The following is a 26,176-nucleotide window of genomic DNA, read 5'->3' on the forward strand; positions in this document are numbered from 1 at the left end:
GATGGCCCCTGGGGAATCACCGTTCCCCAGGGGCCACCGTGTCATGAGCCCTCAGCGCTGGTTCGACCACACCTGCCACAGCCGGGAGAAGGGGCCATCCCCGTGGCGCAGCTGTTCGACAGGCCCGACCTCGATGATCCGGCCGTCCTCCATGACCGCGATCTCGTCAGCCATGGCCACCTGGGACAGCCGGTGAGCGACGACCAGGGCGGTGCGTCCCTTGACGACCTCGAGGGCGGCCCGGTCGAGGGAAGCCGCTCCCGAGGTTCCAGCCTCCGCCGTCGCCTCGTCCAGGATGATGACCGGGGGATCGGCCAGCAAGGCTCGTGCCAACGCGACCTGTTGGGCCTGGGCCGGGGAGAGCCGAGTTCCCAATCGTCCCACCACCGTGTCGACACCATCAGGCAATGCCCCAACCCAGTCGGCACCAACCTGCTCCAGAGCCGCCACGACGGCCTGGCGAACCTGGTCCTCGGACCAGTTCTCAGCAGTGGCCGGCAACCCGAGGGCCACGTCGTCGAGAAGGCTGCCCGAGAAGGTGTGGATCTCCTGGCTGATGAGCACGGTTCGAGCCCTGCCGGGCGACATGACGACCTGGCCAGACCGAGGTTCCAACAGCCCCGCCACCAGCGCTGCGACGGTTGACTTGCCAGCACCGGACTGCCCGACGAGAACCATGGTGTGACCGGCAGGAATGTCCAGGCTCACCTCGCGAACGACGTCCGGACCGTCCTGGTAGCCGAAACTCAGCCGGTCCACGTGCACCGAGGTCGGGCCGTGGTGTGTGTATTCGATGGCAGCCGGTTCCTCGTGGCGGGCGTGAATGACGCCGATCACTCGCTGCAGACACACCCAGGCGGCTTGCAGGTTGTTGAGGAACATCAGCAGGAACCGCACCGGGGAGAACAGTCTCAGCAGCACCAGGATTGCCGTCGCCGCAGCGCCGACACTCAGCCGGTCTCCGGTGACGAGGAGATACCCCGTCCAGGAGACGCCAATGGTGGCCACGGCCTCCCCGGCCAGCAGGCGGACGACCAAGGTGTTCCCGAGGAACCGCCCACGCAGGTTCCAACGGATCGCCTGCCAAGACCCGGCCGCCACCGTGCGCGTGCGCAGGTTCTCCAGCCCGAAGGCCCGCACCACGTCAAGGCCGTGGATGGTGGAGAGAATGTGCTGGGACTGGGTCGTCGAAGCCCGCCTCTCAGCACGGTAAACGGGCGGAGCAGTGCGCAGGAACTCCCGGATCGCCAAGCCGTAGAGCACGGCAGCCAGAAGTACCGGGATGAAGAAGGCCGGGTGCAGGCTGGCCAGCGCGCCCACTGACACGATCACCATGATCATGGTGTTGACCAGGCGTGGGAGGGCACCATTGGCGGCGTCGCGCACTGCGGTGACGTCGTCGGAGGCGCGTGAGACGAGGTCAGCCGTCCCAGCCCTCTCCACTCGTTGCTGGTCGAGCCCCAGACCGGATTCGATCATCGCCTCCCGCAACCGGGTGACGATGGTGGTGAAGAAGGACGGTGTCAGGGTCTGGGCGGCACCATTGCAGATACCCGACCCGATGACCGCTGCCGCCATGACGAGGGCCGGGGTGAGCAGGGACGAGGGCGGACGATGGGCCCGGGCAGCGTCGATGATCCATCCGGTCGCCATCGGCACGGCCAGGTCCAACAGAGCAGCCGCCGTGGTGACCACGACTGCGCCGATGAAGTACCCGCGCACACCACGTGACGCCCGGTGGACCTCCTGGCGAACCTGAGCGGCAGTGGCAAGTGGGAGCCAACGAGGGGTGCTCATGACAGCATCTCGCGGTAATCTGCGCGGGCCAGCAGCTCACGGTGGGGTGCGCGGGCGACCTCGCGACCGTCATCGTCGAGCGTGACCACCTCGTCCATACGGTCCAACAGGGCAGGGGAGGTGGTGGCGACGACGGTGGTGCGCCCCTGCCTCAACTCCTGCAATCGTTGCGCGATGGTGGCGGTGGTGACGGCGTCAATGCTTGTGGTGGGGTCAATGAGGACCAGACCGTCGGGGGAGTGCAGCAGGGCTCGAGCCAGGGCCAGACGTTGACGCTGACCACCGGAGACGTGGCGTCCGCCCTCCCCGACCTCGGTCTCCAGGCCGCGTGGCAGCACCTTGGCGACGGTATCCAGGGCGGCGGTGTCAATGACGGCATTGAGTTTGGCCACCGTCGTCTGGCGATCCAGCACGATGTTGGCCCGCGCGGAGTCGTCGAACAATTCGGGACGTCGCGGGGCCACCAACACCAGGCGCCTTCGCTGGGACGGGTTGAGGTTACTGCCCGGAACCCCGTTGAAAAGGGTTTGCGGACCGTGCTCGATGGCTTCTGCCAGTGCGTCGCACACGTGCTGAGGGGCGACGATCCCCAGATGGGTTCCGGCGGGGATGTCCAGGCAGAACTCCGGCTCCTCGACGACAACCCGTAGTGACACCGGGCCGTCTCCGGGAGTGGTGCGGGCCCCGTCGTCGGGGTGGACCTGCCAGGCGGCCGGACTGTCCCGCAGCTCACAGAACCTGTCCCCCGAAGCGTTGGCGCTGGCCAGCATGGTCGCGGTGTCGACACCCAGAGCCCGAAGCGGAGGCCCGAGGGTTTGCGCCAGACCCACCACGGTCACGAGGTCCCCGACACTGATGTGACCCTTGAGAGTGAGCCACCCGGCGAGCACTGTGAGCGCCGTGATGAAAACCCCGACCGAAGCGTTGATGGTGCCGGTGTAGACCCCCTTGATGCGACGGTTGCGCAGGGTGGCTGCCAGCCCTTGCTGACTCGCCGCACGGAATCTCGCGGTGGCGCGATGTTGAGCCGACAGGCCCTGGATGACACGCAGCCCGCTGGTGAGATCGGCGGCTGACCCAGCCACGGCGGCCTCGGCTCGTCGCTCCCGACGGGTACTGCGCTTGACCGGGGCGACGCCCTTGACCGACAGCACGATGAGCAGCGGGACGATGCACACCGTCGCCACCACCAGCCAACCGTTGATGAGGGCCATCGCGATGAGCGCGCCCAGCAGGGTGACGACGTTGCCCGGTATCGACGTCAAGGCGATGAAGGCCCGAGACACCGCTCGAACATCGGTGACGACGACTGCCAGCAGGTCACCGGGAAGGCGGGACTTTCCGCCGACTCCTTCCGGGGCCGTGATGCGTTCAAGTGCTTGGACGCGAAGATCGTGCTCAGCCAGCCCAGCTCCGACATTGGTCTGCATGCGCACCGTCTGGGCCACCGCGCGGACCACGTAGGCCAGCGCCACCAGGGCCAGCCATCCGGCCAGTGCGGCAGCGTTCGCGGCGACGACCCCGTCATCAATGGCGCGGCCCAGGGCCATCGGCACCCCGATATTCACCAGGCTGACGAAGGCGGAGGCGACTGAGCCAGGCAGCAGCCATCGTCTCCCGTCATGCGACATCTGACGGACCACGGCCCGGCCGTCGTGGACCTCGTCAACGTCGATGAGAGGAGAATCAATGGGTGGCGGGGTCTGCTTCGGGATGTGTGGCAGCCACCCCAGGGTCGGCTGCCAGTGCCGACGGGGAGTCCGTATCACGCTTGCCCCGGACCGCCGACCGACTCGAGGGGGCGCCGCCTCATGCGGTGCGGCAGGACGAGCCGAGCGGCCTGGGAGAGGTCGTCGGCGGTGATGTCGGTGCGCCCGTTCCACGCCGCCAGGGTGCGCGCGGCCCTCACCATCATGATGTCGGCTCGGTGGCCGTCAACGTGCGCGTTGATGCAGGTGCGGGCGACCGTCATGAGGGTCTCGTCGTCGATGTGGACCTCCTTGACGAGCTCGGTGGCCCGTACGATCCTCTCGCTGAGCGTGTGGCCTTCCTGTTCCCACGTGCGAGAAAAACCAGCCGGGTCGTCCTCGAAGGCCGGCCGACGCCGGATGACCTCGATGCGCTTGTCAGGGTCGTCCTCCCCGCCGACGGTGACGCACAGTCCGAATCGGTCGAGGAGCTGGGGACGCAGTTCCCCCTCTTCGGGGTTCATGGTGCCGACCAGGGTGAACCGTGCCGGATGGGTGATGCTGACCCCCTCACGCTCGACGGTGTTGACCCCCATCGCGGCCGAGTCCAGCAGCAGGTCGACGACGTGGTCGTCGAGGAGGTTGACCTCGTCGACGTAGAGGATCGCGCGGTGGGCCGCGGCCAGTAGACCGGGCTCGAAGCGGCGTCGGCCCTCGCGCAGGGCGGTCTCCATGTCGAGGGTTCCGGTGACGCGGTCCTCGGTGGCGCCGACCGGAAGCTCGACGACGGGCACCTGGACGGTGCGTGGCTCAGGCATGGGCTCGGGCAGGCCGAGCTCGGCGGCGTGGGCCGGGTACTTCTCGGGGGACAGGTGGTAGGCGCCGGGAACCTCCTGGTGCTCCGGGAGGAGGGCTGCCAGGCCGCGCACCGCAGTGGACTTCGCCGTCCCCTTCTCACCACGGATGAGCACCCCGGACAGATCGGGGCTGATCGTGGCGAGGATGAGGGCCAGCTTCATCTCCTGTTGTCCGACGATGGCGCAGAAGGGGTAGACGGGGCGTTGTGCCATGTCAGCGGTCCTTTCGAGGTTGGGTCGGGTCGAGTTGGGAGACGACGTTGACGAGGTCGTCGGCACGTAGGTTGTCGATGCGCAGGCAGGGTCCGCCCAGGGCCGTCGCGATGTCGCTGGCCCGGGATAGTTGGATGCCTCGTGGGTCCTCGGTGTCGATGACCACCCAGCTGAGGCGTGGGTCGGTACCGATTGTGGCCGCCACCCGAATCGCCTCGTCAGTGGCCCGGGCGTTGGGTGTGCCGTCCAGGTCGACGTTGCCGCGTCCGTCGGTGACGAGCACCAGCAGCGGTCGCAGGCCGGGATCTTTGAGTAGCAGGGGCCTGACGATCTCACAGGCCTTGACGAGCCCTGCCGCCAGGGGAGTACGCCCACCGATGGGAAGCTCGGCCAGGCCACGCTGGGCCACCTCGACCGAGGAGGTGACCGGAACCAGCACCTCGGCTTGGTTCCGACGGAAACTGATGAGGCAGACCCGGTCGCGTTTGACGTAGGCGTCGAGCAGCAGGGACAGGACAGCCCCCTTGGATGCGGTCATCCGGCCTCGCGATCCCATCGACCCGGAGGCGTCGACGACGAAGATGACGCAGGAGGCCGACCGTCCGGTCCTCACCTTGGCTCGCCAGTCAGCCGGCTCGACGTGGACCGCCATCGCGGGGCGGTTGGGGTCGGCGCGGCGCGATTTCTGGTGGACCGCAGCGGCACGAAGGGTGGCGTCCAGGGCAAGGTCGTCGGGGACGGTCGTGGGGCGAGCCGAGATGTAACGGCCGCGTCGGTCCTTGCTGCGGGTGCGCAGTCGTCGTCCCGAGGCGCGACGGGCCAGACGATCCTGGCCGGGTTCCAGTGGTCGTACGGCGAAGGGGTCCCCGACGGCAGCGACCTGTTCCCCGGGCTGGTGGTCCTGGGAGTCTGGCTGGCGGTCCGACTGGTCCTGCCCATCGGTCTGGTCGCCAGGATCTGTGTGGTCATCGCGTTGCTGATCGTCCTGGCTGCCAGGTGGGGCGGCAGAACCCTCGTTCAGCGACCCGTTTTCCACATCGTCACTGCGACCCTGGTCGGGCTGGTCAGGCTGGTCGGGCTGGTCGGGCTGTTGGTCAGGTGACTCAGGCTGCTCTTGCTGGGGCTGTGGTGGCGGTGGCGGGTCGGAGGGGGTCTCGTCACGGCGACGATGCCGCAGCACCATCTCGCTGACCGCCAGCACGTCGTCCTCGGTGGCGATCCCACGGCCGGCCAGGGCAGCGTGCGCACGGGTGGCCTCCGCCATGACGATGTCGGCCCGGTGGCCCGCGACGTGGTTGTGCCCGCACAGCGAGCAAATGAGTTCGGTGACGACCTCGTCGAGGCGTACCCCGCCGACCATCCCGCGGGCCTTCTCGATGGCGGCTGCCTGACGATCCTGGTCGTGCTGCCATTGAGCGAGAAAGGCTGCGGGGTCAGCGTCATGGGCGAGTCGGCGTCGCATGATCTCGGCGCGGGTCCGTGGATCGGCTTCGCCGTGTACCTCGACGCACAGTCCGAACCGGTCGAGTAGTTGGGGTCGCAGTGCCCCCTCCTCCGGGTTCATCGTCCCGACCAGGACGAAACGGCTTGCCAGAGTAGCCGTCAGCCCCTCGCGCTCGACTCGCACGATTCCGGCGCAGGCGTCGATGACGAGGTCAACGAGATGGTCGTCGAGGAGGTTGACCTCGTCGACGTAGAGCACCCCGCCGTCGACCTCGCTCAGCAGCCCCGGTTGGAGCACCGGGCGTCCCGAGGTCAGGGTGGCCTCCAGATCGAGTCCCCCGACGAGGCGGTCCTCGGTGGTCCCCAGGGCCAACGTCCTCATCACGTGACTCGGCAGCAGTTCTGCCAGGCCACGCACCACCGTCGACTTGGCCGTGCCCTTTTCACCGCTGAGCACGACTCTGCCGATGCGGGGGTTGACCGCACACAGCAGCAGTGCAAGTTTCGTCTCGTCCTGCCCGACGATGGCGGTGAATGGGTAGGTCATCAGGCCAACCCCAGGTCTGCCAAGTTGAGCCCACCGTCAGCGTTCATCGACGCCGATGCCGTCGGATCACCGGCCGGGTGCGGGTCGTCGGAGACCTCTTCGATGGTTCCCTCGATGTCGGCGTAGGTGTCCTGCAGCTCCTCGACGGTGCTGGGGTCGGCCTCCCAGACCTTGCGCTGGGCGGCGTCGAGGAGTTTGTCGACGATGTTGTGCAGGGCGTGCGGGTTGACTTCACGGAACCATTCCTGCATGGCGGGGTCGAGGGCGTATCGACGCGCCACCTTCTCCCACAGGCCGTCGTCGATGACGTCGGCGGTGGCATCCCAGCCGATGAGGATGTCGAGCACCTTGGACAGGTCCCCGGCCCCTTTGTACCCGTGACGTTGCAGGCCCTCGATCCACGACGGGTTGAGGATCCGGGAGCGCAGGATGAGTCTGGCCTCCTCGGTGGTCGTCCGTGTGGCTATCCGGGCCGGATCCGAGGAATCTTCCACGAAGGACATGGGTGCCTCGCCGCGCACCGTCGTCGCCGCGGCGATGAGTCCGCCGTAATAGTTGTAGAAATCGGTGCAGCTGAGCATGTCGTACTCGCGGGTGTCCTCGTTCTTGACGGTGGCGTCCATCCGCGACAGGGCAGCGGTGAACCTCTCCGTCTCGACGTCTCCGAACACCCCTTCACCGTAAGCGTGGGAGGAAGCAGCGATGTAGGCCCGGCCCAGATCGGACTTGTCCTGCCATGCCTTGGTCTCGATGAGTTCCTCCACACCAGCACCGTATCCGCCGGGCGGGCAACCAAAGACCCGCAAGGTGGCCTTGCGACGAGCCTGCTCGACGTCGACCCCACGGGCGATCATGTCGGCGACGTCGGCCTCGACGTGGGCGCGCAGCAGGTTGTCCTCGTCAGCCTCCGGTAGGGCGGCGACCATCCGGACTGCCTGGTCGACCATCTCGACGAGGTTGGGGAAGGCATCGCGGAACAGTCCCGAGATGCGCGGGGAGACGTCGATACGAGGACGCCCCAGCTCAGCCGGATCAATGATCTGCAGCCCGCTGACCAGGCCAGATGACGCCCAGACCGGCCGAACTCCCATGAGGTACAAGATCTTGGCGACGTCGGCTCCACCGCTACGCATATTGGCTGTTCCCCACACCACGATCCCGACGGTGCGCGGCCAGGGCTGGTTGGGGTGGGCCTCGGCGTATTCGGCAAGCAATTGGTCTGCCAGCTCGACCCCTTCCCGCCATCCCGTCGGGGTGGGCATGGTCTCGGGGTCAAGGGAGAAGAAGTTCCGCCCGGTCGGCAGGATGTGGGCGTTACCTCGGCTGGGTGCCCCCGACGGCCCGGGGGAGACGAATCCACCGTCCAAGGCGGTCATGATCGACTCGATCTCGTCCTGGGTGGCGTCCAGGCGCGGCATGAGGTCGGTCATGACCCAGGTGAGGGTCTTGACGACGTCACCTCGGTAGACACCGAGCTGCTCCCGGCACAGCTGGACGGCCAGGTCGTGGGCCTTGTCGGCGTCAAAACATCCGCCGCGGTAGCAGGAGACGACTGGGGCCAGCAGGTCGACGCACTGGTGGTGGGCCGCCGCCATGATCTCGCGCCCGGTCAGGCCCTGAGGCAGATCAGCGGTGACGGTGACCGGCTGGCCAGCCTTGGCACTGACCTCCTCAAGACTCGTCCCCCAGGCATCCAACACCGCCTCCCGCAGGGAGGGCACCTGGCCATTGGGATGACGGGTCAACTGGGCAACGTACTCCACCTCGGCGGCAGCGGGGTCGTCGTGGCCTGCCACGAGTTGTCCGAGCACGTGCAGACCGTCGGAGATCTCGCGGTCCTGCAACTCGAGCAGGTGGTGGTGGACCTTGTCGAGCAGTGCGACGGGGTCGGTGTCGACATCCTCGGCGCTCAGACCCAGATCCGTGTCCAGACCGGCTTCGACGACGGCGTCCCACACCTGTTCGGCGACGAGACGGGCGCGCTCTGGGCTGTGCGACTGCGCCCCAGCGTGCTCGCGCAGGATCCGGTCGATCTGCGCGGTGGAGTCATACAGACCCGCCTGACGCATGGGCGGGGTGAGATGGTCGATGAGGGCGGCGGCGCTGCGTCTCTTGGCCTGGGTGCCCTCGCCGGGATTGTTGATGATGTACGGGTAGATGTTGACCATGCGGTCCAGGGCGAGCTCCGGGTAACACTCCTGCGACAGGCCCACCCCCTTGCCGGGAAGCCATTCCAGACTGCCGTGGGTGCCGACGTGGATGACGGCATCGGCCTTGAAGACGTCACGAATCCAGCGGTAATGGGCCAGGTAGTGATGCGGGGGAGGCAACACCGGGTCGTGGATGGCCGCATCCGTGACGGCCTCGAAATTCCCGCGCGGGGGCTGGATCGTCAGCAAGACATTGCCGTCGAGGTGACCGGCGAAGGAGAACTCGTCGTCATGGACGAACAGGGTCCCCGGATGCGGCCCCCAGTTGCGGTCCATGCACTCCCGCACGGATTCAGGCAGTGCCCGATACCACGGGCGGGAGGTCTCCAGGTCAGCGTGGGCCTCGGCGCGCTCGTGCATCTGCTCGGGGGTCAGCCAGCGCTGGTCACAGGTCAGACAGGACAGCAGCACCTGGGCGATGTCGTCGGCATGGTCGAACTGTTCGGGAACGTCATACCCCTCCTCGGCCATCCGGATGAGCAGCTGGCGCACCGACTCGAACGTGTCCAGGCCCGTTGCGCAGCCAATCCGGTCATTGCGCGGCGGATGGTGGTGGAAGACGATGGCGACCTTGCGCTGGCTGGCCGGCGTGCGGGCCAGACGCGCCCACGACAGTGCCAGCTCGGCCATCGCCTCGGGGCGTCCCGGTACCGGGACCATGCGGGGGACGGCGGCCCCGGTGAGTTCGTCGACCTCGTCGGCCTCCCGGGTCGCGAGGAACTTGGTGATGAGGGCCCCGTCAAACTCTGGCTGCGCGGCCTGGGTGGCGATGTCCATCGACCCCATGCCTTGGGCGGTGGCCTCCCACATTTCCCGTGGCGCGTAGGAGGTGAGGGCGTGCAACACGCTGACGCCAAGGTCAGGGTAGGCGTCGGCGTTGGCGGGGACACCAGCCGTCATCGACATGCCGTGAACGTCGATGAGGGTGTCGACGACCCGGTTGCCCTCCTCATCGTGCAGCAAGGTTGTGAGGGTTTGGGCCATTCCCATATTCCCGCGCTGGTCGTCGGGCAGACGCAGGCAGAAGAAAGGAATGGTGTTGGCGTCACGATCCTCGATGGCCTCAACAAGGGCCTGGATGTGTGCGGTGTTGTGCTCCAGCCAGTAACTGCGCGGGAAGGTGATCCCGACGGTGGGACGGTCGGGGTCCAGATGGTGCTGGTACTCGGCCAGGCTGGTGAACAGACCGTGACGCGGGTGCCAGATTCCCTCGGTGGGAGCAGGGACGACATCAGGGACGGGCGTGTTCCCGCCATTGACACGGTCGACGAGGACACGAAGCGCCGCCTCGACGTTGTCCGGACCACTCATGGCCAGCAGACCGACGAGCCCGGTCCAGGTGCCGTCATCCAGACCGTCGGCCCAGTCCTGGGCGGCGAGGAGACCGTCGTCGTCACCGGAGGTGGGTTGGATGTGGATCCACGGCAGGGACAGCCCAGAGTCGCGACGGTCCTGCCATGCTTCGAGTAGGTCGGACCATGCTGGGCACGATCCCGTCCCGCCGTGGAGACTCAAGATGACGGCGTCGCTGCGAGCGGCGGCCCTGGCAAAGGCGCGAGACAGCTCCGGATCGGTGAGTTGGTCCTTGGTGCGCCCGAAGAGGGTGACGTCGAGGCCATCAGCTTTCATCCGTGAGAGGGCCTGGCTGACGAGGGTCAGTTCGCCTCCGGTGGCTGAGAAGAAGCACAGAGTAGTCATGATGCGGTCTCCAGACGGGCGAGGGTGTCGTCGATGAGGCAGGTCAGCGGGGTGCGAGTGTGGTCTGGGTCGGCGAGGGTGGTGGCCTCGACGCGCGAGGGGCAGTCGCCGGGGCAGCGTCCCGATAGGGCACAGCGGTGACACGGTCCGCGCAAGGTGTGGACGTCCTGGGAGAAGCGCTTCGTGAGCCGCTCCCAGTCGACGTCGTAGATGGTTCCAGCCCGGGAAGCCGGGTCCCCGACGGATTGGGAGCAGGGGTAGACGCCACCGTCCGGGGCCACCGCCATCGATTCCCCGACAGCAGCGTGGCAGTAGGGGCGGTTGGACACCGACACTGGCAGCAGGGTCCGACCGGAGGGGTCGACGGTGGTCGGGGAGTTTGCTGGGCGGCGACGCAAAGCCGCGCGGACGGTTTCCAATTCCCGCCACACAAGGGGTTTGGCTCGCATGGCGTTGACCTGGGCGAGGCGTCGATGCAGGGCACTGATCCCGGCGACGACCGCTTCGTCGGAGGGGACGAGGTCGGCCCGACCGGCTGCGCTGCCGATACCCACCAGCGGGTCAAGGCCGAACCCGGTGACGTTGGGGAGCCCGCCCAGGGTGACGGCCAGCTCGTCGAGGTGGTCGACGTTGAGGGCCGAGAGCACCGTCGTCACTCGCACCGGGACGTCAGCCCGAGCCAGGGCGAGCAGACCCCGGAAGGTCCGGGCCGCCGAACCGCGGGCCCTTTCCTGCACCTGCGGTGGACCGTCAACACTTACCCCAACACGCACGCGAAGCCGTGTGAGCGTGGCAATCATGTCGTCGTCGAGGCGTGCCGCGTTGGTCTGGATACCGCAGGTGACCCGGCCACCCCGGATGCCAGCAACCCGCTCGGTGACGTGCTCGATGAGACCGGGCACCAGGGTGGGCTCCCCACCGGCCAATTGCACGTGGGCCGGCTGCCCGGTGCTCCGAACCCCCTCGGCGACAAGGTCGAGGGCCGCATCGGCGACCTCGGTCGGCATTCGACCACCCCGACGATCCCGTCGGTAGCAGTAGGGGCAGGCCAAGTCGCAGGCGGCGGTGGGCCACAACACCAGGTAGCGGACGGTCATGACCGGCTGTCTTCCCGCTGGCGGCCAACGAGATGATCATGCAGCTCGGACAGGGTTGCGACCATCTGGCCATTCACAGACCAACCACCGTCAGTGACAGTCACCGTCACCCCGGCGTCGGCAGGGTCCTCAACCACCCAATATCCCGACCGTGTCAGGGTGTGGCGGGCCAGATCGGCGTCGGCCCCCGACCCCACCACCTGCGCCGTGGGGCGCCCCTCGTCCGACTGCCAGAAGGTGAGGGTGTGGAGGTCGAAGGCGATCCCCTCGGTGCGAAAAGCGTCCTCGAGGGCGCCGGCACGGGCCAGGTCCTCAGGCGCCCCCATCGTCACCTCAGTGCCGCGTCCAGCCACCCACAGGGTGTCGGCGTACCGCATCACCGGCTCGATGTCGTGGCTGCACACCACGACGGCAATATCCCTTGTCGTACACACGTGGCGCAGCATTCCGAGCAGGGCGATACGGCCTGGCGGATCAAGGAAAGACGTCGGCTCGTCGAGCAGCAGGATGGACGGCTCCTGGGCCAGCGCCCGAGCCACCATGACCCGCTGACGCTGTCCGTCCGACAATTCCCCGACGAAGGCGTCGGCCAACTCGGTGGCACCCACCGCAGCCAAGGACTCGTCGATGACGGCGTGGTCATGGGGTCGCAGTCGTCCCCCGATCCCGGAATGGGGATGACGTCCCAGCGAGACGATGTCGCGACAGGTGAGGCGAGCCACCGAGATCCGGTCGGTCAACACCGTCGAGAGGGTCTGGGCGATCTGACGGCGCGACATCGTGGCGGTCGGGGTGCCGTTGAGGGACACCTCGCCTCCCAAAACCGGCTGCAACCCGGCCACTGATCGCAGCAGGGTTGACTTGCCGGCCCCGTTCGGCCCGACCAGCCCGACCATCCGGCCAGCCTCCACCGACCCCGTCACCCCGGAAAGCACCGTCGCGACATGGCGGCCCGAGGCGTACCCGACCGACAGATTGTTCAGGGCCAGCCCGGTCATGTCGCCTCCGCATTCCGATACCAACGGATGAGAATGATCATGACGACCGGGGCACCAAAGACCGCATTGACGGCATTGACGGGCAGGACGTCGTCGCCTGGCAACTGGGCCAGGATGTCGGCCATGAGGGCCAAGGAACCACCGGTGAGGATGCAACCGGGCAGCAGGTGGCGGTGATCTGCCGTGCCGAGCACCCCTCGGGTGAGATGAGGGATGGCGATGCCGAGAAAGCTGATCGGCCCGCAGAAGGCCGTGGCCGCCCCGGCGAGGATGGCGGTGCTGGCTACCAGCAGGCAGCGCACCGCCTTGAGGTTCATCCCCATCGTCTGGGCGTACCGTTCCCCCAGTAACAGGGCGTTGAGGGGTTTGGCGAGGAAGAGGCTTGCCAGGATCATGACGACCATGATCGGAACCATCACTTTGAGGTTTTCCCAGGTGACGCCGTGGTAGCTGCCGAACTGCCAGCGGGTGTACTGGGCGACCAGTTCAGGGCTGGCCCGTGACAACAGGACGGTGACTCCCGAGGACACGAAATACCCGATCATGACGCCGAGCAGCAGCAGGATCGTCGAGGAGGTGATGAATCGTCCTGCCAGCATGACGATGAACAGGACGACGGCCGCCCCCAGGGCCGCCGCCACCATGATCAACAAGTCGGGTCCGATGCCCAGCCCGGAGGCAAAGGTCGCCGCTCCCACCGACGACGCCGTGCCGAGAACGACGAGGGCGACGCCGAGGCTGGCACCCGAGGAGATGCCGAGCACATAGGGGTCGGCCAGTGGATTGCGGAACAGGGTCTGCATCTCCAACCCGGCGATCCCCAGAGCTGCCCCGACGAGCAGGGCGGTGATGGTGCGCGGCTCCCGGACGTCATGGACGATCGTCAGGGAGACCGGGTCGACGTCGGTGCCCCCGGTGATGACCGTCATGACGTCATTGATGGGAATGTTCACCGATCCCAGAGCCAGTCCCGCGATCGCCACGAGCATGAAGATGACCGCGAGGATCACGAAACGGACGGGCAGCGGCAGCCCTCGCCGCCGATGCGTCGTCCGCTGTGTCGTGGTCACTTGGCCGGTGCCTTCTTGTAGAAGGTGAACGTGTGGTTCTTACTGAGTTCGGGGTGCAGGATGGCCGACAGGTCTGCCAGCACCAGATCAGGCCGGACGACCCCGGTCTGCCAATAGTCGTTGCCGTGCTTCGGGTCGTCACGCAGGACGCCGTTCCAGACGTTGCCGTTGCGCACCGGCTTGAGGGTCTTCATGCGCGGATCGTCCTTGACGATGGTCGGGATCGACGCTTTCTGCGACTCGTTGATCTGGCCGTCGATCCAGAAGTCGGCGTCATGGGCCTTCTTGAGGATCGTCTCGGTGTCCAGTTTCGACGAGGTCACCCCGTGGACGTCCTTGAAGACGTACTCGCCGCCGGCGTCACGCAGGAACTGGATGGAGTAGTTCTCGTTGGACTTGATGTACCAGACTCCCTTGAATTGGTAGCCGTAGAGCACGCTGGGTCGCGTCGTGACGTTGGCCGTCAGCTTGGTCGTCTCGTGGTAACGCTTGGCGATGTCGTCGTATTTTGCGTTGGCAGCCTTCTCGGCATTGACGAAAAGTGCGTCGTACTTGATCCACTCAGCCCGTCCCAGCGGGGTGTTCTCGAGGAAGTCAGGCTCGGCGACCACCGGTGTGCCCATCTCCTTGACCTTGGCGAACTTGCTGGGGTCGTCGTGGCCGCTGATGATGAACAGGTCAGGGCGCAGAGCGGCCAGCTTCTCGGTGTTGACCTCGGTGGTCTCGTCCCCGACGCCGAAGTCAGCGACCTTGTGGTCTTTGAGGGCCTGACGGGTCTTCGGGTCACCGACCTTGTCCACGCTGGTCATTCCGACCACGGAGTCCAGCTTGTTCATCATCTGGAACTTCATCGGCCCGGTGGTTGACCCGAGGGCAACCCTGGTGGTGGGAATGGTGATCTTCTGAGCCTGGGCGAGGTCCCCGTCCAGTTTTGGTTGCGGGGCACCGCACTGCACCAGGACGTACGTGGTCTCCTTCTTCGAGGTGTTCGACGGGGTTTTGACCGTCACCACCTTGTAGGACTTGTGATAGCTGACGGTGAGGCCCCGGGCGTCACTGAACGTCGCCTTGTCGGGGAAGTAATCCTTCGAGGAGTCGAAGTCCTTGATGCAGCCTTGCTGGGCCTGCGAACTCGAGGACGCCTTGGAGGCTGAGTCCGAGTCCTTCCCGGTTGGGGAGGACTGTGAACAGCCGGTGAGGGTGGCGAGGGTCAGGGCGATCGCGGCCAGCCCCGCGATCCGACGGTTGATGGTCATTCTTGTGCTCCAGTATTGAAATCACGCCGCACAGAGTGGGCGGAGGGCTCAGCCGAGTTTCTGGTAGTAGTACGGGGTGTACCCGGACATGAGCTCGGGGTGGAAGATGTAGGTGAGGTCCTTGAGGACGACGTCAGGCTGGACGACTCCGGACTGCCAGAAGTCGTTGCCGGTGTCGGGAGCCGTTCGCTTGGTCGGGTTCCACACCTTGCCTGCCTTGAATGCCGACAGGTTGCCGTAGCGAGGGTTCTGCTTGAGGGCGTCAGCCTTGGAGTGCCACGTGGTGCGGGCCATGTAGTTGCCGTTGAGCCAGAAATCAGCCATCGACCCGTATTTGAAGACGACCTCGGAATCAGTCGGGGTACTTCCCGTTCCGGTGACGGCCTTCCCCATGGCGTTGGTGGCACCGGCGTCAGTCATGAACCGGACCATGTAGGAATCAGCGGCGGGCACGTACCACTGGCCCTTCGTCTCCTGGCCGACGAGAACACTGGGCTTGGCCGTGGCGTTCTTGGCCTTCTCCTCGACCTCGTTGTAGCGCTTGGCGATGTCGTCGTAGGTCTTGGTGGCATCCTTCTCCTTGTTGAGGAGGATGCCGTAGGTCTTCATCCATTCAGCCCGGGCCAAGGGATCGGACTCAAGGTAGTCAAGGTCTTGCAGTACGGGAATGCCTGCCGACTCGACCTGCTTGAACTCCTCGATGGCGGAACTGGCGGCCAGCACGACGTCGGGCTTGAGGGCGATGATCTTCTCCGGGTCGCTGGTCATCTGGGAGGATCCATAGCTGGGGACGTGACGGGCCTCAAGGGCCTCGCGAGCCGGGCCGTGGTAAATCTGCTTGAGCTGGTTGACGCCGACGATGGTGTCCAACGAGTTGAGAGTCTGGAAGACCGGCACCTGCGTGGTGGAGGAAGCGGCAACCCTCTTGACCGGCACGTTGATGACCTTGGCCTTGGCGAGGTCACCGGTCAGGGACGGCTTGGGAGCTCCACACTGCAGCAGGACAAGGGTCTGTGCAGACTTCCCCTGGCCGAGCGTCATGACCTTGTAGGACTTGTGGTAGCTGACCTTCGCCTGCTTCGCCCCGGTGAAGGTCACCTTGTCGGGGAAGTAGTCCTGGTTCTTGTCGAAGGACCCCGACTTGATGCACCCGGACATATTGCCACCGGTATTGGCGGTGGTCGATGCTGCCGGCTTGTCGCCCGAGGTGGTCTTGTCGCCGGAGTTCGAGCATCCGGCCAGCGCGAGGCTGGGCGCAATGAGGAGGGTGATGAGGGCCGAGATCGTTCTCGGTGCGGTCTTCGAAGTACTCACGCGGTTCTTCCTGCGGTCATGCCGCAGGAACCGTTGTGGCACGCGTGTCGTGTGCCCGGCAGACTCCTACGGCGAGAGTCGTTACTTGCCACTCCGCAGGGAGTCGACCGGACTGAGCTGTGAGGCATCACCGTTGCGCGACAGTGTCGGATTCCCACCGACTTCGCTCACTGAGGAGTGCCCCAAACCGAATCCGATATTGAGGCAACCGAAGATTAACACCCCATGACACCGGCGATGAGCAGGGGGTATGGCATACGCACTTGGCCACGGATGGGCCCGGCCATGAGGTGGGAGGACACCTGACATTGTCCCGGCAGATCCGGGTCGTCACCTGTCGACGATTCAGGACCCCGACGTCAGCCGGCCGATGATCTCCCATGGCCGTTCCGGAGCCACCACACCGCGCAGCTTCTCGACGTCACCCTCATCACAGGCCACCACGAGGCAGGTCGACGGCCCGCCGGAGTGGGCCAGGTCAACCTCGGTGTCGAGGAAGGTGGCCCGCAGCCCAGCAGTGGAGGCAAGCTGCTCGGCCTCCCACGCCACCCCGTGAGAACCCACCGGGACGCAGTCGTGAACCTTCCCCGAGGCCACCAGCTCGCGAACCTCCCCGACGGCCACGATCTCGCGTCGGCCAGGGGAAACGTCGTCGTCAGGGGCTGAGATGGGAGCGCCGATGCACACCAGGACGTCACCGTCATGGGCCTTGGGAAGTTCTCCTTCTGCCATGACGCCGATGATCGTCACGCCAATCCCGGTCTGGGTCGTCGCGACGTTGTCCTCCGTCGATCCCGTCACTGCGGAGGGGTCAATCCCGGCGGCGATCGCACAGCGTCGGAATTCCTCGATCATGGGACGTGCCGACTCCTCGTCCTGGCACAGGGTGTTGACGAGGATGAGGGGACGGGCACCGGCGCACAGCACCTCCAGGAGGGGCACCCGCGCTCCCAGATGGGCGCACCAAACCGGGTCGGCCGGGTAGGAGTCGTCAGGACGTGGACCGATTCCGCCGATGGCGTCGCAGGCAATGACCAGACGAGATGCCGGGACGTCGGCCATGAGCAGGTCACGGCGCCTCGTGACGGGGAGTGGGGTCGAGGAGACATTCAGGACGGTCACGGTGTCATTCAACCGCGACCGCCCCGAAACTGCACTGTCAGGATGTCAAGGCATCAGCGCGTCACGGCAGGATGTCCTCGTAGTAGGTGTTGCGCAGCAGCAACGACAGCATCCGACCGCCGGGCAGTTTGCCGTCGTTGAGAGTCTTGGCAGAGGCCAGCAGTGCGCGGATGTCGTACTGGGCAGGCCAAATCGGCGGGATGTCACGGTCCAGGTTGAGCAGACCGTACACGGCCATCATTGCGGTACGGGCCGAGCCCTCAGTGGTGAAGATGCAGTCATCCGGGGTTTCGACGAACTGGCCCAGGCAGGCCAGGTTGACGCAACCGTCGGGGATGACCTCCGGGCGATCTCCCTTGCCACGAGGCATGAAGAAGGCGGTGATCCACGGCATCGTCGCAATGCGAACCTTGGTGCGGGCCTTGATCTCTTCGAATTGGTCGAGCAGGCCGAAGTGGTAGCAGTACTCCTTGAGCAGCTCCTCGCCGGTGCATTCCAGCATCGACTTCTTGACGATGTCGCCCTTCTCGAACGGGTACAGGCCGTAGGCCCAGGCGACGCCCCAGTCCTTCGGTTGGCCGTGGAACTGCGGCTGACGGTTCATCGTCAGGGAGACACACCACGAGGAATCCTCGGCGGTGATGATGCCGCCGGTGACCGTGCGGCCGGACAACGGATCGTTGCCCGTCAGCTCACGGATCTTTTGCAGGAACGGGTGGTCCTCACCGATGAAGTTGAAGCTGATCGACTGCCACACCGTCTTGTCGGCATCGCTGCAGAAGACGTCGGGGCGACCGAACACGGGGGAGCGACGAACCAGGTTGCGCCACAGCTCCCAACCGGCGACCTCGTCCTTGTTGTAGGGGGCGGGATGGTCCATGTCACCGTAGCCGGTGCTCTCGGTGAGGGAACCATTCGTCACGAAGACAAGGTCCGTCGGGGCCATGTCGATGCGGTGCTCGCCGCCATCCTTGTCGCGCCACAGGATGCCTCGGGCGACCTTGCGGTGGGCGGTGATCTCCAGGTCGACGTCGTAGACCAAGGTGTCGTACTGGAAATTCACACCTTGCTCGGTCAGCCACTTGACCAGCGGGACGACGAAGGAGTCGTACTGGTTGTAACGGCTGAAGCGCAGGCAGGACAGGTCGGAGAAGCCGGGCAGCAGATGCAGGAAGCGGTGCATGTAGCGCTTGAACTCGGTCAGGGACTGCCACTGCTCGAAGGCGAACATCGTCTTCCACAGCGTGTAGAAGGTGGAGTTCAGGAAGTCGTCGTCGAACCAGTCCTCAATGGACTTGTAGTAGGTGTCGGACTCCTTGGCCAGCAGGAGTTTGATAACAGCGAGCTGCCCCTTCTTGTTGATGCCCATCTTGTAGGCCGAGCGCTTCTGGCCCTGGTTGTTGATGATGCGGCAGTGGCTGACGTTCGGATCGTTCTCATTGACGATGCGGAACTCGTCCATGACGCTGTAGGGCTCAGGCATCTCAAGTGCGGGGATGTCCTTCATAACGTCCCAGAAGCACTCGAAGTGCTGCTCCATCTCACGACCGCCACGGGCGATGAAGCCCTTCTCCGTGTCGCCGTTACCGTCGAAGGCTCCGCCGGGCTGGTGCAGCTCCTCGAGGATTGTGATGTTCTCGGCTGGCATCTTCGCGTCGCGGATGAGGAGGACGGCTGCCGTCAGAGCAGCGATACCAGAGCCGACCAGGTACGCCTTGCGCTCAGCGATGCCGTCCGGGGGCACGGGGTGGTTCATGGTGTAACGCCCAAGATCGTTATGGACGAAGGGGTTGCCATCCGGGCTGACCGGAAAGCTGCGCTGATAGATCTTTTGGAAGTTCGTCATGATTCACTCCTCATACGACTTCGCCGGAAGTTCTCCGGTGAACTTCAACTGGTTCCACGATAGCGCTGATCGGGTCTGATGGAAGATCCCTTTTTTGAGTGTTTCGTATGAGGTGTCTTGGTGCGCGTCGCAGGGACTAGGGGCGTTATCCCTGGGGTAGCCGGATGTCTCGCCCCGTCTGGACGGTGTGTGCTGCGTCAGTGAGGAGCGTCAGGGTGTGAACCGCCTACGACAACATGCCGAAACAGTCCTTGCGACGGGTTTGCCGGTCATTCAAGGGAGCCGCGACGAGGCTCGAGTGTCGTGATCACGATCATGGTTTCCCCGCCCTGGACCTCGACATGCTGGATCTGGACGTGCCACCGACATCGGCGCTGCGATCTCATTCAAGATCTTGTGACCGAGGAAAAAGGCGTCGAGGACGAACCTGTCTCCTCGTTCAAACGTGGAGCATAGGGGATTCGAACCCCTGACCTACTGCCTTTCAAAGCAGCCGTCACGCCTAGTCAGGAGACAACGGTACGGATTGGGTACGGTCCCTGGTTGTCATCATGGCGTCCATGCGATCCGCCACATCATCCAGCCCCCGATCCCACAGATGCCCGTACAGGTCCAGTGTCATCGTCGCCGACGCATGCCCGCGCATCCGCTGCACGGTCTTGACGTCGGCCCCACTGGCGATGGCCAGCGAAGCAGCCGTGTGCCGCAGATCGTGGATACGCACCCCATCCCAGCCCAGCCGGTCACAGGCCGGACGGAACTGCCGACCCCGCCATGAATCCTCGTGCAGCCGCCCACCACGTGCCCCGCGCACCAACGGCTCAGCCGGGTCGCGGGACAGATCGAGCATCGCCAGTACCGACGCAGGCACCGGCACATCGCGGCCCTGGTCAATCTCGTCGGCCAGAGCTCGCAGCTCGCCCATGCTCAACGGGTGCACGTCTCGGCGCACCTCGCGCGGTACTGACACTGACGCCAGATCGACCCTGCCAGCCAGCGCCCCCGGATGCACTGCAACACCTTGTGCTTGAGTGACGCCGACGCGGGGCCTTTGGCTGAGCGCAGCGACGCCAGCCACGCCTGCACGTCGGCGGCATCAACGTCTCCGGGCGCCACGTCCGCCCAGCGGTCACGCACATAGGAGGCCGCCAGCTCGGCTGCCGCGAAACCTTTGGGGCTCAGGCCGCGCTTCCCGTCCAGCCACACGCCCACCAACTCCCCGACAGTGCGCCCATCCTCGGGGCGCGGGGGCTTTGTCGTGAGCCGGATAGCGTGCAGCCGGTCGGCCTCGGCCTTGGTGCGGCATGCCGTCGACGGCCAACCCGGCACGACGACCCGGTAACGCTTCCCGCGACCATCACGCCGTGTCGGGTTGCCGTGACGGTCACGCCACAAATCCTGGACAGCCAAGTCACTGGCTCACGGTAGATGCTTGACCGCGTAGTCCGCCTGGGCCTTGGTGAATTGCTCACCGTACTCGCTCGCCAGCTGGTCGCGGATCGCAGCCTTGGACATGTTCATCGTTTCCTGGTAGTCCTTGGCCATTGCCAGAGCGTTGGCGTTCCAGTCGGCGTCGACATTATCTACCGCGTACTGCGCTGCTTTAGCTGGGAACTTCTCACCATACTCGCTTGTCAGTTGGTCGTAAATGCCCTTTTTGGACATGAACATCGTGTCGCTGTAATCCTGGGCCATCGCTAGGGCGTTCTGGTATTCGATCGGAACATCGGCCTCTTCGGCGGAAGCTTCCTCAGTCTCCGCTGCGGTGGCGTCGACAGTCGCATCGGGCGCCTCCTCCTCAGTCGCTTCCGTACTCGCGTCGCTAGCCACGTCGGTCGACGCATCCTCGGATGTCGACGTATCCTCGACCTCCTGCGTCTCCGTAAGCACCTCTGAGGTTGAGGTGTCGCTCGGGCTGGCAGCGTTGTCGCCGTTGTCGCCTCCCGCAATAGATGCGAGGGCAATGATGGCAGCCACCACGATGGCGGCGCAGCCCCAACCCTTCGCCTTCTTGCCCTTCTCGTTAGTGCTGGGACCCGTGGTGGGGTACTGGTTGGACATTGCTTCTCCCTCTTTCAACCTCGCTCGCATCATAAATCTTGGACAGCCACCGGTCAGGCGGTACACGTCGGCTTGAGGGCCGACCGCTGAATCTGGGCTCGCGTGCCACCGGATGTGTCCAGCACGGCGACCCACTCCACGTCGGGCACCGTTGCACACGACATCAACATGACGTGATGCGCAATGGTCTTGGCCTCGTCGCGAGAGAGTTTCTCTTGGACGTGCACCTCCACGACTCCCTTCGAGCCGTCTGTCATGTCAGCGATGGCGCACGCCCACGCTATTTCAGTGCCGCAGGTGTCCTGAAAGCTCTTGACCATGAGATTCTCCAGGACCGACGCCTTGACCTTCGGCGCGATCTGTGCGGCGCTCTGGCTAGGGCTCGCCGTCGGTGTCGTTGGCGATGGCTTCGGCGTTGTGGCCTGTGTCGTCTGAGACGTCGTAGAGTCCGCCTTGATGGCCTTGTCGTCATGGCCTCCGCATGACCCGATGATGCCAACGAGGATGACGGCTATCACGATGAGCGCCAGGCATCCCTTCTTGGTGTTGCCGTCAACGGTCGGTGCATTTTTCTCGGACATGTCCTATCTCTGCTCATGCCGCCGCGATGCGGCTCATGTGGTCACGCTCACCGGCAATGATGCGTGCTAGTCGGGTGGTGAGGATGTCGTCTGTAACCCACCGGCTCAGGGCGGCATTCTCGGGTGTCGAGTCAGATATGGCGTCGGACATGGCAGTCAGGTCGGGTAGCAGCCATCGGGCTGTGGCGACCTTGACCCGCTCCTCGCATGCTGGCGGCTGGGCTGTCAAGAGGCCCCAGCCGAATGTGGGTCCGCTCGTGGGCCAGCGTCGAACGTCGTCCCCGCTGTGTGAGGCTGGCTGACAGCCAGATGGGCGTCCGTCGGTGGCTCCACGCCACCCGGCAGGCAGACCTCCCCACACGAGGTCGATGTGCGGCATGGTGCGTAGTTCAGCCCACGGGTCAGGCGGGGTCATCGCCCCACTGCGCCTCCATGCGCTCCCGGTCGGTCGGGCCGGGGGCTTCATCAGCCGCCAGGCCCATCATGTCAAGGGATGCAACATCCCCTAGCAATGGGCTCTTCTGAGCCTCAGATCGCCGGTCATCACTGCTACCTCCTGCTTCCCGTGCCGCGAGAATGGCGTCCATGACGCCCTCGACGGCCTTCCGTTCCTCGGCGTTGAGCCGCTCGTACCGCTCCCATCCCCCAATGGGCGTGTATCCGGCCTCTGCCGATTTCACGTCATCAACGCTCACCCGGAGGATGGTCGACAGGTCCTCATAGGTTTGATCCCCACGAATGGACCGCTGCCGCCCTGTCGCCATACGACGCAGGGTCTCGTATGTGATGGCACCCTTGGGCAGGTTTGCCGCACGGTACATCGCGATGAGGCTCGGGGCGTTGAGGTCCCGTTGCCGGTTTGCGATGAGACGTTGGAGCGCTGTCACGTCATCCATGATTGGCCCCTTGTGTCGTGGCGAACATGTTAGAAGGGTATCGCCTGCACAACTGAGTGCCGCCAGGTGAGGTCGCGAAAACCCGGTCCCACTAGGAACTGCACGCTACTGACTTGCCGGTACGAGCCACGACCACCATGGCCTATCGCCAGAGCGCGCCGACGACGCTCACTGCCGCAGACAGATCCAGCCCCGGTCACCGGATGCACACAGCAATTCGTATCGCTCAGCGAAATACCGAATGAGCGTTGAGCTTCCGACGAAGGGCATTGCCCGGGTTCCCGGGGATGTCCCACACCCCAGGAGAGCATGACCGCCGGTACGGTTTGGGTACAGATCACCTGAGACCGTCCAGGCAAACCCATAGTCGCAGTCGTACCCGGTACAGTCACATGACGACGCCCAGGGCCACCCCGTGCCACTACTGCCACATGATAAGGGCATAGAAAAGGGCCACCTGACAAGCGGTAATGCTGTCAAAGTGGCCCTGACTAAGTGGTGGAGCATAGGGGATTCGAACCCCTGACCTACTGCTTGCAAAGCAGCCGCGCTACCAACTGCGCCAATGCCCCATGGACTTGGACAGTCTAGAGGAAACTGGCCCGTTTCGGCGAGTCACGCACCTCCTACCTACGACAGCATGTCGGTCGGGCTGACGACGACTGCCTCCAGCCCACGCTCGGCCAGGGCCGGGGCCAGGTCCTCCGCCTTGCCGCAAATGCCGATCCGCCAGCCGTCCGGGTTGAGGAGCTGACGCCACGCAGCGTTGGCCGACCATTCCTGGCCATCCGCCTGCACCGACGCCACTGCCGCCAAGTGATCGTCAACCCAGCTCGGCGCCAAACCAGCCCGGACCAGGGCCGCCACTTGGTGGGCCACCGCTCCGGCGGTGTCGTACTGCAGCGGGGCAATCCCCACCGAGTAGTCACGGGCGGCATCGACCTCGTCGTCACGCAGGTCGTCATCGGAGGAGAGAATGGTCAACGCCTCGGCGACGGCGTCAGCCCCGACCTCGGTCCGGAAGGACCCCGAGACCGTCGCCACGCCGCCGTCGGGCAGCGGACGAGCCGACATCCCAACCCCGTAGGACCATCCCTTGTCCTCGCGTAGCACCTGGTTGAGCCGTGACCCGAAGGTTCCGCCCAGGGCGCCGCAAGCCACCTTGAGGGCTGCCCATCCCGGGTGGGCCCGTCCCACTGTCGCCTGTTGGATTCTCACATCGGCCTGCACGGCGTCGGGACGGTCGACGAGGATCACCTGCGGCCCACCATCCCGAGGCGTCGTCGAGGGGACCTCCGCCGGTGACTCGCTGGCGGTCCACTGCTCGAACACCGACAGGTCAAGGTCCTCGGCACCTTCGCCAGCGACCACGAGCACGGCGTCGCTGAGGGTCCAGTGCGCGGCCCAGAACTGCCGGGCTGCCTCGGCGTCGAGCTTCTCCACTGATGCGAGGGTGCCGATAGTGGGCAGGGAGGACCGCGACCCCTCTGGCCAGAGAGCACGGGCTGCAGCCAGTCCGGCCAAGGCTGATCCACGCTGGCTGGTCTGAGCCAAAGACGCTCGGGCCACGTCGACCTGACGGGAGATGTCGGCCGGGGCGAGGCTGGTGGCCTTCAGCAGCTCGACGAAGAGTTCGGCGGCCACGTTGAACCTTGTCACAGGAACGTCGACACCGACGTGGCTGCCAGCCATCCCGGCCGACCCGTCATAGCTGGCCCCGATCGATTCCATTGCCTCGGCGAAGGCGGCATCAGGGTGCGGTCCGGTCGACTCGTCGGCAGTACGGACGACGAGTTCGGCAAGCCCCTCGAGGCCAGCAGGCTCAGCACCCAGGGGTGCATCCAACCCGATTTCCACCGTGATGATGCGCTGACCGGGCATCGGTACGCGCACCACCGTCAGGCCGGTCGACAGGGTGTCGATGATGCACGTGGGGAAGGACCACGGCGAGCCTGGGCGCACCTTCGGGCGGTCATTGAGGGTCTTCATCACGCCTCCTTGTGGATGACAGTCGATGCTTGGTCCGGGGAAAACCACCGTTTCGCGGCCTCGGCGACCTGATCGGCGGTGATCGCACGCACCCGGTCGAGGTGGGTGTTGACGAGGTTGGCATCTCCCAACAAGGTCTCGTGCATGTTGAGCAGGTCAGCTCGTTCGTCGACGACGGCCAAGGACTCCAACCACCCCCGTTCCACTTGGGCTCGGGCTCGCTCCAGCTCGGAGTTCAGCGGACCATTGGCGGCAAAATCGGCAATGATCTCATCGACGGCCCCGGTCAATTCCTCCTCGGGAACCCCCGGCTTGAGGTGGGCCGACACCAAGGCAGCCGAGGACCCCCGCGACAGGCCGAAGTCGTTCATCGCGACCCCATCGACCAGGTGGCGCTCCCGTTCCAGGGTGCGGATGAGACGCGAACTCATCCCGGACCCGATGACGTCAATGGCCATCGCCACAGCGAGACTGTCGGGGTCGGTGATGGGCGGGGTGGCCCAGGACCGGGTTACTGCGGTTCGCGGCACCGGGCGCTCGACGACCATCCTCGGGTTGTCGTGGCGAACGGGTCCCTGAATGCGCGTCGGGAGATCCCCCGTGGCAGCGGGCACTGCGCCCAGGTACTTTTCGGCGAGGGCCAGACCCTCGTCGGTCTCGACGCACCCGGACATGACGAGAACAGCGTTGTCAGGCCGATACCAGGTGGAATGGAAGTCCGTCACGTCGTCAAGGCAGGCGGCGTCCAGATCGGGCACCGACCCGATGGTCGGGTGGCCGTAGGGGTGCGCCTGTCCGAATCGCCCATCGAGGAGCAGATCGAGCAGGTCGCCATAAGGGGTGTTGTCGTAGCGTTGCCGCTTCTCCTCCTTGACGACCTCCCGCTGGGTGGCGAGGTTCTCCTCAGTAACGGCCAGATGGGCCAACCGTTCGGCCTCCAACCACAACGCCAGTTCCAGGGCCCCGGCAGGAACCGTCTCGTAGTAGTTGGTGCGGTCGAAACTGGTCGACGCATTGGCCGATCCACCCACCGACTCAATGGTGGCCAGGTGTTCGCTCGACGCGATGCCACTCGTGGTGCCAGAGAACATCAGGTGTTCGAAGAGGTGGGCGAAGCCGAAATGGCCGGCCTCCTCGTCAGCCGACCCCACCTGGTACCAGATGTTGACGGCGACTCCGGGCGAGGTGGTGTCCGGGTTGACGACCACGCGCATCCCGTTGTCGAGGGTCGTGCGGTGTAGCTGGAGGCCTTCTGACATGGATCCGAGCATAGGGGTAGTCGGTGACGCCGTGGGTCGGCTCGTGGTGGTGATGTGGTTTCTGAACCTTGGTGCTACCACCCGTGGTGGCACGACCCGCGGTCATCACCCCGATCACCACAGGTAGAGGGGAACACCCCGAAGACGTGAAGCCCCTGAAAGACGTGCAGCCCCCGAACCTTCCCCGCACCCAGGAGAACACCGCCTCCGCCGGGTCGTCGTCACCGCGCCGTA

Annotated in this window: 20 protein-coding genes and 1 tRNA gene; all 21 read right to left on the reverse strand. The window is 65.4% G+C overall.

The genetic code is table 11. The features are described 5' to 3' along the window. Window positions 1–51: 51 nt before the first annotated feature. Window positions 52–1,797 carry an ABC transporter ATP-binding protein gene (locus tag O6R08_RS00295; RefSeq protein ID WP_271418233.1) on the reverse strand — a complete coding sequence of 582 codons (1,746 nt, stop codon included), beginning with the start codon at window positions 1,795–1,797 and terminating at the stop codon, window positions 52–54. Further along, window positions 1,794–3,428, reverse strand: coding sequence for an ABC transporter transmembrane domain-containing protein (locus O6R08_RS00300; protein ID WP_271419404.1), 1,635 nt, complete (start codon window positions 3,426–3,428; stop codon window positions 1,794–1,796). The genes O6R08_RS00295 and O6R08_RS00300 overlap by 4 nt, the downstream gene beginning before the upstream one ends. A 134-nt stretch (window positions 3,429–3,562) precedes the next feature. Beyond that, window positions 3,563–4,555, reverse strand: a complete 993-nt coding sequence (locus O6R08_RS00305; protein ID WP_271418234.1) for an ATP-binding protein — start codon at window positions 4,553–4,555, stop codon at window positions 3,563–3,565. Window position 4,556: 1 nt separating this feature from the next. Then, window positions 4,557–6,545 (reverse strand): magnesium chelatase subunit D family protein, encoded by a 1,989-nt coding sequence (locus O6R08_RS00310; protein WP_271418235.1) that lies wholly within the window; start codon window positions 6,543–6,545, stop codon window positions 4,557–4,559. After that, window positions 6,545–10,453 carry a cobaltochelatase subunit CobN gene (cobN, locus tag O6R08_RS00315; RefSeq protein WP_271418236.1) on the reverse strand — a complete coding sequence of 1,303 codons (3,909 nt, stop codon included), beginning with the start codon at window positions 10,451–10,453 and terminating at the stop codon, window positions 6,545–6,547. Before cobN ends, O6R08_RS00310 begins: the two co-directional genes overlap by 1 nt. Continuing rightward, window positions 10,450–11,460, reverse strand: a complete 1,011-nt coding sequence (locus O6R08_RS00320; protein ID WP_333907927.1) for a radical SAM/SPASM domain-containing protein — start codon at window positions 11,458–11,460, stop codon at window positions 10,450–10,452. Before O6R08_RS00320 ends, cobN begins: the two co-directional genes overlap by 4 nt. An 86-nt stretch (window positions 11,461–11,546) precedes the next feature. Next, entirely contained in the window at window positions 11,547–12,548 is a 1,002-nt protein-coding gene (locus O6R08_RS00325; RefSeq protein WP_271418238.1) for an ABC transporter ATP-binding protein, read from the reverse strand. Next, entirely contained in the window at window positions 12,545–13,618 is a 1,074-nt protein-coding gene (locus O6R08_RS00330; RefSeq protein WP_408640112.1) for a FecCD family ABC transporter permease, read from the reverse strand. The genes O6R08_RS00325 and O6R08_RS00330 overlap by 4 nt, the downstream gene beginning before the upstream one ends. Beyond that, complete coding sequence (locus tag O6R08_RS00335; RefSeq protein ID WP_271418239.1) at window positions 13,615–14,874, reverse strand: ABC transporter substrate-binding protein; 1,260 nt, start codon at window positions 14,872–14,874, stop codon at window positions 13,615–13,617. The genes O6R08_RS00330 and O6R08_RS00335 overlap by 4 nt, the downstream gene beginning before the upstream one ends. A 48-nt stretch (window positions 14,875–14,922) precedes the next feature. Further along, on the reverse strand, window positions 14,923–16,032 hold the full coding sequence (locus O6R08_RS00340; protein WP_271419406.1) for an ABC transporter substrate-binding protein: 1,110 nt from the start codon (window positions 16,030–16,032) through the stop codon (window positions 14,923–14,925). A 501-nt stretch (window positions 16,033–16,533) separates the two neighbouring features. Continuing rightward, window positions 16,534–17,310: an AIR synthase related protein gene (locus O6R08_RS00345; RefSeq protein WP_408640113.1), complete on the reverse strand. Its 777-nt coding sequence runs from the start codon at window positions 17,308–17,310 to the stop codon at window positions 16,534–16,536. Between the two features lie 61 nt (window positions 17,311–17,371). Further along, a complete protein-coding gene (locus O6R08_RS00350; protein WP_271418240.1) occupies window positions 17,372–19,156 on the reverse strand; it encodes an oleate hydratase in 1,785 nt (594 codons plus the stop codon). Window positions 19,157–19,658: 502 nt separating this feature from the next. Then, complete coding sequence (locus O6R08_RS00355) at window positions 19,659–20,096, reverse strand: tyrosine-type recombinase/integrase (RefSeq protein WP_271418241.1); 438 nt, start codon at window positions 20,094–20,096, stop codon at window positions 19,659–19,661. Continuing rightward, window positions 20,084–20,566 (reverse strand): hypothetical protein, encoded by a 483-nt coding sequence (locus O6R08_RS00360; RefSeq protein ID WP_271418242.1) that lies wholly within the window; start codon window positions 20,564–20,566, stop codon window positions 20,084–20,086. The genes O6R08_RS00355 and O6R08_RS00360 overlap by 13 nt, the downstream gene beginning before the upstream one ends. Before the next feature lie 9 nt (window positions 20,567–20,575). Beyond that, complete coding sequence (locus O6R08_RS00365; protein WP_271418243.1) at window positions 20,576–21,217, reverse strand: Ltp family lipoprotein; 642 nt, start codon at window positions 21,215–21,217, stop codon at window positions 20,576–20,578. A 53-nt stretch (window positions 21,218–21,270) separates the two neighbouring features. Continuing rightward, window positions 21,271–21,798: a hypothetical protein gene (locus O6R08_RS00370; protein ID WP_271418244.1), complete on the reverse strand. Its 528-nt coding sequence runs from the start codon at window positions 21,796–21,798 to the stop codon at window positions 21,271–21,273. A 13-nt stretch (window positions 21,799–21,811) separates the two neighbouring features. Next, a complete protein-coding gene (locus tag O6R08_RS00375) occupies window positions 21,812–22,213 on the reverse strand; it encodes a hypothetical protein (RefSeq protein WP_271418245.1) in 402 nt (133 codons plus the stop codon). After that, window positions 22,200–22,694 carry a hypothetical protein gene (locus O6R08_RS00380; RefSeq protein ID WP_271418246.1) on the reverse strand — a complete coding sequence of 165 codons (495 nt, stop codon included), beginning with the start codon at window positions 22,692–22,694 and terminating at the stop codon, window positions 22,200–22,202. Before O6R08_RS00380 ends, O6R08_RS00375 begins: the two co-directional genes overlap by 14 nt. Window positions 22,695–23,190: 496 nt before the next feature. Continuing rightward, a tRNA-Ala gene (locus O6R08_RS00385) sits at window positions 23,191–23,266 on the reverse strand. 58 nt (window positions 23,267–23,324) lie between these two features. Next, window positions 23,325–24,575, reverse strand: coding sequence for a M16 family metallopeptidase (locus tag O6R08_RS00390; protein WP_271419130.1), 1,251 nt, complete (start codon window positions 24,573–24,575; stop codon window positions 23,325–23,327). A 107-nt stretch (window positions 24,576–24,682) separates the two neighbouring features. Continuing rightward, window positions 24,683–25,954, reverse strand: coding sequence for a M16 family metallopeptidase (locus O6R08_RS00395; protein WP_271418247.1), 1,272 nt, complete (start codon window positions 25,952–25,954; stop codon window positions 24,683–24,685). Window positions 25,955–26,176: the final 222 nt, after the last annotated feature.

Origin of the sequence: Cutibacterium equinum (assembly GCF_028021195.1) — a bacterium.
GTDB classification, from domain to species: Bacteria; Actinomycetota; Actinomycetes; order Propionibacteriales; family Propionibacteriaceae; genus Cutibacterium; species Cutibacterium equinum.